This window comes from Candidatus Methanoperedens nitratireducens (genome assembly GCF_900196725.1).
In the GTDB taxonomy this organism is placed as follows: Archaea; Halobacteriota; Methanosarcinia; order Methanosarcinales; family Methanoperedenaceae; genus Methanoperedens; species Methanoperedens nitroreducens_A.
On the sequence record NZ_FZMP01000072.1, the window covers coordinates 1 to 8,107 of the forward strand.

General features: G+C 42.1%; 15 protein-coding genes. All 15 read right to left on the reverse strand.

Translation table 11 applies throughout. The features are described from left to right. Positions 1-8 precede the first annotated feature (8 nt). The gene (locus tag MNV_RS21185; RefSeq protein ID WP_096204405.1) at positions 9-158 is read right to left on the reverse strand and encodes a DUF63 family protein; all 150 of its coding nucleotides are present in this window, start codon (positions 156-158) and stop codon (positions 9-11) included. 44 nt (positions 159-202) lie between these two features. Next, the gene (gene artA / locus MNV_RS05715; protein WP_096204391.1) at positions 203-1,012 is read right to left on the reverse strand and encodes an archaeosortase A; all 810 of its coding nucleotides are present in this window, start codon (positions 1,010-1,012) and stop codon (positions 203-205) included. A 34-nt stretch (positions 1,013-1,046) separates the two neighbouring features. After that, complete coding sequence (locus MNV_RS05720) at positions 1,047-1,706, reverse strand: methyltransferase family protein (protein ID WP_096204392.1); 660 nt, start codon at positions 1,704-1,706, stop codon at positions 1,047-1,049. A 2-nt stretch (positions 1,707-1,708) separates the two neighbouring features. After that, positions 1,709-2,182 (reverse strand): hypothetical protein, encoded by a 474-nt coding sequence (locus tag MNV_RS05725; protein ID WP_143311656.1) that lies wholly within the window; start codon positions 2,180-2,182, stop codon positions 1,709-1,711. A gap of 43 nt (positions 2,183-2,225) precedes the next feature. Next, positions 2,226-2,759: a hypothetical protein gene (locus MNV_RS05730; RefSeq protein WP_096204394.1), complete on the reverse strand. Its 534-nt coding sequence runs from the start codon at positions 2,757-2,759 to the stop codon at positions 2,226-2,228. A gap of 8 nt (positions 2,760-2,767) precedes the next feature. Further along, positions 2,768-3,361 carry a hypothetical protein gene (locus MNV_RS05735; RefSeq protein ID WP_096204395.1) on the reverse strand — a complete coding sequence of 198 codons (594 nt, stop codon included), beginning with the start codon at positions 3,359-3,361 and terminating at the stop codon, positions 2,768-2,770. After that, positions 3,362-3,862: a hypothetical protein gene (locus MNV_RS05740; protein WP_096204396.1), complete on the reverse strand. Its 501-nt coding sequence runs from the start codon at positions 3,860-3,862 to the stop codon at positions 3,362-3,364. A 4-nt stretch (positions 3,863-3,866) separates the two neighbouring features. Next, positions 3,867-4,313 (reverse strand): hypothetical protein, encoded by a 447-nt coding sequence (locus tag MNV_RS05745; RefSeq protein ID WP_096204397.1) that lies wholly within the window; start codon positions 4,311-4,313, stop codon positions 3,867-3,869. Between the two features lie 14 nt (positions 4,314-4,327). Continuing rightward, positions 4,328-4,525, reverse strand: a complete 198-nt coding sequence (locus tag MNV_RS05750; protein ID WP_096204398.1) for a YHS domain-containing protein — start codon at positions 4,523-4,525, stop codon at positions 4,328-4,330. A gap of 64 nt (positions 4,526-4,589) precedes the next feature. Continuing rightward, positions 4,590-5,072 (reverse strand): PCYCGC motif-containing (lipo)protein, encoded by a 483-nt coding sequence (locus MNV_RS05755; RefSeq protein WP_096204399.1) that lies wholly within the window; start codon positions 5,070-5,072, stop codon positions 4,590-4,592. Positions 5,073-5,084: 12 nt separating this feature from the next. Continuing rightward, positions 5,085-5,780 carry a cytochrome c biogenesis CcdA family protein gene (locus MNV_RS05760; RefSeq protein WP_096204400.1) on the reverse strand — a complete coding sequence of 232 codons (696 nt, stop codon included), beginning with the start codon at positions 5,778-5,780 and terminating at the stop codon, positions 5,085-5,087. A gap of 12 nt (positions 5,781-5,792) precedes the next feature. Continuing rightward, positions 5,793-6,263 carry a cupredoxin domain-containing protein gene (locus MNV_RS05765; protein WP_096204401.1) on the reverse strand — a complete coding sequence of 157 codons (471 nt, stop codon included), beginning with the start codon at positions 6,261-6,263 and terminating at the stop codon, positions 5,793-5,795. Positions 6,264-6,282: 19 nt separating this feature from the next. After that, positions 6,283-7,188 (reverse strand): hypothetical protein, encoded by a 906-nt coding sequence (locus tag MNV_RS05770; RefSeq protein WP_096204402.1) that lies wholly within the window; start codon positions 7,186-7,188, stop codon positions 6,283-6,285. Next, on the reverse strand, positions 7,185-7,625 hold the full coding sequence (locus MNV_RS05775) for a cytochrome c-type biogenesis protein CcmH (RefSeq protein WP_096204403.1): 441 nt from the start codon (positions 7,623-7,625) through the stop codon (positions 7,185-7,187). The genes MNV_RS05770 and MNV_RS05775 overlap by 4 nt, the downstream gene beginning before the upstream one ends. Before the next feature lie 83 nt (positions 7,626-7,708). Further along, the coding region (locus MNV_RS19405) for a hypothetical protein (RefSeq protein WP_179293824.1) at positions 7,709-8,107 on the reverse strand (399 nt) is incomplete at its 5' end.

Below are 8,107 nucleotides of genomic sequence, written 5' to 3' on the forward strand. Positions count from 1 at the left end.
AATGTTATTTAATCATCAATCCTTAATAAGTTTAATACAACATAAACACCCGCGAATAAAATAATGAGATATGTGAGCATATCAATATGGTTATAGCTGGTGTCATTAACAATACCTTCAATATAATTCTCTTTTATGAACTGGTAAAAGTCAGTAATAACTCCTCATCCTCCACAGAATCCATAAATGAATCCAATATTTCTCAACTTTCCCTCATAGCCAGCCTGCGAAATTCAATTCTCAGCATTTTCACGGTACCGTCAATCATATCCGTAATCTCAGGCAGCATTTTGAGGATCATATATGAGATTATAAACAAAGCAATCAGAGAGCCTATTTTTGCGATGAAATGCTCTGTTATATGGAAACTTTCATCAGGTGTACCAAACCATGCAAAACCATAAGCAGAAGCCGTGAAGGAGGTTCTCAGCAGATTCAGCGCATAAATAACAGGCACTGAAATCATAAACGCCTTGAATTTTTGTGTAAGAGCCGTCCTTGTGGCAGATGAAATTAATCCTGTGAATAAAGCTATGCTTTCAATGGCTGTGCATGCAAGGATTATCTCAACTGCCAGACCATTAACTGCCAGTTGATTCCACGCCACTTGAGCTACCGGGAATCCTAACTGCTCAACAACCCAGATGGTCTGATTTGTAACCAGCGATATTATCCCGACATTTAAGAAATCCACGTCCACAAACAGGAAATAGATCAAACCGCCTACAGATGCTGCCCTGGATAATGAAATAAGTACTTCATAACTTTCTCCTTTCTTATTCCTTGCCTGGAACGTGATATATGCTATGAAAAGAGATAATATTGCAGCAACGACAACTAAAAAAGCATTAAAATAATCCTGTATCTCAGTATAAGATGGCGGCTGCAAAGACCAGTAGATGGCGAGGAATATCCAGCCAGAACCCCCAAATAAGAATCTGGAATTATAGGCTTTTGGAAGTATGGATGCTATTGCCAGAAATCCGAGTGAAATCCATAATGTGACAGTCATATTAATCTGATTTTAAATCTACTTAACGTTTTTATTAAGTTCTACTTTTTATCAACGGGAAGAACATGGGCGTGCGCCGCTTATACTCTTCATATCTTTCACTAAATGCCTCTCCAGCTTCTTTTTCCTCTCTTTTCGCAAGCTTATGCCTGATATACCTATAAACACCGTCTGTCACCAGTTCTCCTGAAGCGGCATGTATCCTGCCCCAGCCTTTTGACATCAGGAAAAGCCCGAGGAATATGATGGCGCTACTTGCCACCATTACAAACGCCCATGCGCTCTCGGTGCTCATAATACCTGTCCTTGCTAAAAATACGTCCAGCAGGTGTCCCTGTATGTGCCCGAGCGAGAGCTGCAGACCGAATACCGAGGAAAGCACGTATATCGTCAGAGGGAAGCCGTACATCTCTGTGAATAGAGCCACTATGAACGCCTCATATAAACCCAGGGTTCGCCAGTTCTGTTTCTTGAGCGGGGTAAGGAAGCTCAGCACGAAGAAGGAAAAAATCCCGATGCTCAGGAGCGCAGCGACCCAGTTGCTGTAGGCATACTCAGTGAGAAAATGATGCCCTCCTCCTTCGATATTCTCAGGGCTTTCAAGGCCGAGGAGCACTCCGAAACCTTTGAGCAGCACTAAGACCATGAGCACTATGAACCCGAGCGCGATAAGGTCACCAAAAAATTTTCTCATATCTACCCGCCTATGTTTTTAATAGCTTCATTCATGAGCTTTGATTGGTACAGTTTATCGGAATTGCTGAGGGCTATCCAGACCACAAAATCGTTTTTGGCATAGTAGTAATGGTATTCGCCGCCACCCTCCGTATAATATATCTTTAGATCGTTTATTTCTACTATTTTCGGTGTGCTGAACATACCGCCCATACCGCGGTTCATGTTCTCCACTTTTTCCACTGCCCGCTGGTTTGTTTCCGCCAGTGTTACAGATACAGTCGCCCTGCTGCCTGCACTGTTCCTGTAGCGCGCTATATGGGCTTCTTCGGGGTTGATATTATCTTTTGCTGAATGAGAACCTTTTATCTCGCGTATAGCCACATCCCCTTCCCTGTGAAGTTTAAGCTCCATATCACCGAGTTTCTCTGGAAAAAGCGTTTTTTCACTCTGATAAAGGAGTGCAGCAGAAGCTGCTATTGTTACTGCAGCCAAAATTATTATCCAATAAAAATTATTTTTTCTTCTCCTCATGCCGCTAAATCCGCTTTATAGACTCTTTAACGATGCCGAGCCTGTAAGCTTCATCCGGATTATCTATCTGTATCCAGAATACTCTGTTATCTTTGGCATAGAAATAATGATACAAACCAAGCTCAGGTCTTAGCCCTTTTACAAAATAAACCGTAATACCATCTATGCTCATAGGCGTAGAGTCGCTGAACACACCTGTTTTTCCAACCCTGCTATTCATAGCTGCAAGAAGTGATGCTGCATCCTCGCTGTTTTTAGATTCTGATACCCAGAATTTAGCTTTACTATCTGTTGTACTCCTGTAATTTGCTATGTAGGCGTTCTCTATTTCTACAATGGGACTATTGCCATGTAGTTGTTTAACCTCTGCCATGGCTGCATCTCCATCCCTGTAGAGAGCAAGGTTCATGTCACCAAGTTTTTCAGGAAAGATGCCAGAGTTACTTTTCTCCTGCATTTGAGTATAAAGAAGTACGGTTCCCGCTACTACGGCGATTATGAACAGTATAAGATACAGTTCGGATTTGTTTTTCCTCATAATGCCTCCTATATGTCCATCACTGCCTGCTTCACGATAGATAATTGATAATCTGTATCAGGTGAATCAAAGGATATCCAGTAGATCCGTCCCATATTGTAATTCATTTTGAAATAATAGTAGTTGGACATATCGTTTATTTTTATCATGTACACTTCAGGCTTAACGAATTCCATAAACTCCAGCTTTACAGGTTTTGTGCCGTTCGCCATGTCCTCGCCGCTATGCCCGCCGTGTGACTCTGTCTGACCCACATCACCTGAATATTCATGCTCCTCATGTCCGCTCGATGCGCCCAGCATTGAGTTCATAGAATTGAAAGCGTCATTTGCAATGTTATGGTCAGTCGGCTCGGCAACCCACATACGCATGGTTCCTTTCCTGCCGCTGTATACTGCATAGTATCCCTTTGCAAGAGGTATGTTTCTTAAAGCGTATATACTGGAGATCGCCTGGGCAGCAGCATTTTCTGTCTCATACTCTGTCAGGGTCATGTCACCCAGTTTTTCGGTGAAGATGCTTTTTCTGCTATCGGACAGGAACGAGAAATATATAATAAGCACAGCAGCCACAATGATGACTGTATATACCTCTTTTTTCATTCAATCACCTCGTACACAGCAGCTTTTCCCTGTTGCGATGATCGATCTGTCTTTTAAGATTGCTCTTGCGATGTACGCGCTGCCAGCCATATTGACTGATAGCCCGATGATGATAATAGTATCCTTATACTCGGTAAGGAATGATGATGTTGCAAGGATAAAACTCACAGCAGGCAATAGATCGCTCACATGATGAAGACAGCATGCCAGCATAGCAAGCGATGAGGTGGCAGAACCTGCCATGCCCGCTTTCTCAGAACCTGATACATTCCCATTTATCAGATTCCTGTGGTACCTGAAAAGACCCATCTGCACCCCAACTGCAAGAGGAATAAGGTACACAAATATACCGTTGGCAAGAAATACTTCGTATCCCTTTTCAAAGGAGCCTTCGGCTAAGGAAGCGATTGAAATATTAAAGAGTACCACAAGCAGTCCTGCGGCTCCTCCGAAAATAAAAGGGTTTTTTAATAGTTCCCGGATATTTTGCTTTCCTGTCATACTCTTACCACTTCAAGACCCTTTCTTTTACTTCTGCAACTTCCTGAATGACTAACTCAAAACCTGCGCTATCATCGAATTTCGGGAACTTCAGGGTACCTTCGAAGTGATGCCCTCCGATGCCCCCGTCCCATGATTCAGGTTTGATGATATTCCCTCTGCTATCGCGTATGTAGGATATCTTTGCCATCTCATAGTCAAGCGAGCCTGAGTGTGTATCCAGTTTAATATCAAAGGCGTTATTGCCAAGATACACGGCAGTAATGGTCACTCCGGCTTCTGAATTCTCTTTCGTCCCCGGCGACCCTTCGGTGGAGACCTGTGTCTCTGCTATGGCTGGTGTATCAGTAGTTACAGATTCTTCGGTTTTAGGTTCGCTGCTCGATATACATCCACTAATTGAAGCTGTAACCAGGATCAACAGTGCGATTATAATTCCTGTTATTTTCATGTAAGCTCATCTCTTTACCAGAATTTCCACCAGGGTTTTCTGCCTTCTCCACCCATACCTACAGGTCCGCCTTTTAGGTACTTCTCAGGCTCAGACTCAAACGCTTTCTTACAACCCGGTGCACAGAAGTAATAGGTCTTGCCTTTATATTCTGTCTTATACTGTGCATTCCTTTCATCAACCTGCATTCCACAAACTGGATCTATCTGCATATTTTTGTTTTCTCCTTTTTATGATTTGACTATATGTATTTTACGTCCATTGTAAAGTTATATGTTACGGCGGAAGCGTCGTATTTGTTCCAACGCCCCTGCCTGAATACGCATCATCAATGATTTTTCTTACATCTTTTAGCGAATATCCTTTCATCAACAGATCTCTCGCTTCAAGTGTTATATCATTACACAGCTTGCACTCCGAGGCATGCGGCTCATAGCTGCCATCAGGCTTGATGTAACAGTCCTTCAGGCTCTTATGCGAAAGTAGTTTATCAGAGTGCTGCATGCCTGCACAGCCACAGTAGCAGGCAAGGTACATGACCTTATCCTGATTCTGCACCGCATAGATGTAAGCTTCTGCTACACGCCCTGTTTTTTGCGCAAATTCCGGAAGTTCGACCTTCCAAGATTTGCTTATGTTTTCACGACCGAAGATTTCATCGCTCTTTTTGTCTATTAACTGTGTGCCGCTAACTAAAGTATATGCAATTACTAAAATTGCAGAGATCGCAATTGCAACAGGAATAAATTTTGATTTCATATCATCCTCCGGTTATATTATCAATAGTATCACAAATCCCATAGCTACCATAAATGAACCCATTAACAGCCTCACCTTTGTTTTATTCCTGGACTGCCACGATATCATTTTATCGACCACAACCATGTTCGAGGAAGCGAGCAGCACTGCCACGAGAGGTACGATAAGCATCAGGTTGTAGAGCAAAAGGTACAGTACACCCTGAGCAAGCGTGGATTGCAGCGACAGGAGTCCCAGAACTGCAAGATATATTCCGCCGCTGCATGGAACAGTGCACAGCCCCACAAGGACGCCTGCGCCAAAAACACCGGGCGCCGATGTGCGTCTTATCCAGTTATTCAGTGGTGCATGCAGGCTTTTAGGTATTGCAATCCCGAATCCGCCAGGTATGAAGTAATCTTTCATAATGACGACGCCAAGTATCATGGAAATAAAAGCGGCTGCCTTGCCCACAGCATGGGTTGTGGAAAAGAAGGATATGGCGCCAAGAAATCCCACTCCTATTAACACGTATGTTACGAATATGCCGCTTATGTATATCGAGCCCACCCTCAATAACCCGAACCTGTAGTCTGTATTCATCTGGAGCATGCCCATGGTAAAGGTTATGAACAGCAGCAGGACCGCAAAAGCGCACGGGTTAAAGCCGTCAATTAAACCTGCAACCATTACAATGGGAAGTGTTAGCGTTTGGGGGTCGATTGCCATATTTCTTTTCCTTCAAGCAACTATAAGAGTTCCGTGCATGCTGGGATTCTCCTTACCTCCGCAGCATGAATCGCAGTACCAGTGATATTCTCCTGTCTGTGTGGGGGTGAAGCTGAAAACCTTCTGGCTCTCAGGTAGGACTGTAAGATTCACATTGGCTAAGCCTGCGGTAAGGATGAAATTATGAATCCCGCCCCCGTCTGTATGCATTGAGTTATCTGGATTTATCAGGTTTATTTTCACAGGCTGTCCAACTTTTGCCCTGAGTACATTAGGCTCAAAACCAGACATACTGATTGTCATTTTAATAGCATCTTTGTCCTCTGGCTCCAGGGATGCGGTTTTGCTCATAACTAAATACGCAGCAGACCCAAAAATCGCAATAATAATCACTACGAACAGAACGCTCATATACGGCAGTTTTGCCGGATTATCTCGTCCTTCTTTTAGCATCTTTCTTTTATTTTTTCTTAACTTCGACATATTCCCTTATACCTCCCGATTAAATTTTATTCTTTATTTTATCTATTTTAATAAATATCTGGATTGCCTTCTGCCGGTACTCATCCATCAATCTCCTGTACTCCTCGGAACTTTCAGCCCCAGCATGTTTCTCAAATCCGTGAATTGTCTGGAAAATCTTTTTTTTCTCAAGCTCAAGTTCTTCCAGAGTGTATGCTTTTCCTACTTTCCTGAGGATTTTATCCTTAAAACGATAAACTAAACCTATTGAAAATAAAGAAATCAAACCGATCACAGCATATAGATAATTTCGCTCTTGCGTCATTTTAATTGGAATGCTGGCAGTTTCTCCTGCCTTGAGGTCGTTAAAAGTAATAACATTATATTCATTTCCGGCAAGTGTAAGTGTCTCATATAATCCTTCAAGGTCAATTCCACTTTTTTTATCAACGAACAATAAAAGAGAGGTGGTATTGTACACTGCACTTTTATTAAACACGTATCCTGAACTCTGTGACGGGAGCGTATAAGATACCTGCATCTCAAAGTTATCCCCCGGCTTAATAGGCTGCATCGGATCCATAAACACAACTCCTTCTTCCTGCACAAGGCAGCATTCCATTGCCTGGGTTTTCAGATTTTTAATATCCTGCGGGGTTGATATTGCAAAGAATGTATGGTTATCCTTACTGTAGTAAATCTCTGGTCCTTCATTCCTAAACACAACGCTCTCGGATATTTTGAGAGAACTGTTTTCTTTTGAGATGAAAATATGATCTAGAACGACTTTAATATTGTAGCTCTGGTTACTCAGATTATGTTCATTGGTGACATTTCCAATAATTTTTTCGCTCTCAATGCTTTTATCGGTTTGAGAAGAGGCAATGCTTATGAAATAAAATATTACTACGAGCACTAAAATGGATCCCTTTAGAGTTGTTTTCACTTTTCTTCCACCTCAGAGACAAATTTCTGATATTCTTCTTCAAACAGTTGTTCGTATTTTTGCTTGTCAGGTATGTCAGGTCTAATCCTCAGATTTGGTCTTTTAGTTATAATGTATCCAAGAAGCACGAAAACAAAGGCTAAAGATATACCGCCCATCCATAATGACATTGAACTGGCCTTTTCAGGATGTGCTAGAATTTCCTTGCCGTATTCTGCTTGAAGTGCTGAAAATATCTGTTTTTCTGAAAAACTCACTTCCTTCATTGAATTTATTTCTTTTTTAACCTGTATAGCAGTGGAGCAATCGCATGTTGAAATAATCATAGCGCATTCGCAGGGGCAAATAAGATGGGAGGTCATATCTCCTTCTGCCGTGAGAGCATTTACTGGAACAATTCCCGATATCAAAATAAAAAGAATGATTATTTTGAACATACAATGCCCCCGTATTCATCATTTATCTCTACAGGCTCCGATTGATAGAGGAGATGCGGGTTGCCCCGCTCTTTCCTGAATGGTTACTCATTCTGTTCTATGTCCTCTATCCGCTGTTCAATAGTCTTCTTCAGCTCGTCCCTGTTGTCTCCTTCTTTCTCACGCTCAAGCAGCTCTTCCAGGATATCTATGTCATCCACATGCGCTATTATCTTCTCAAGTGTGGGTACAGGCTGGTTAAGATCAAGGTTTAATGCAACTTCTTTTAATTGTTTTATAACGGCTACTGACTTTTCCTTGTATTCTTTCTTGAGTTCTTTGTACTCTTCATCTGCAATCTCTCCAGCATTGAATTTATTTTCAAGAGCCAGTATAGATTCAAACATGGCGCTCTTTTCGGTCAGCAGTTCGTCAAAGGACATTTCGTTAATGTCTTTTCCAGGAACATTTCCAAGTACAGAAACATTTCCCAATACAACATC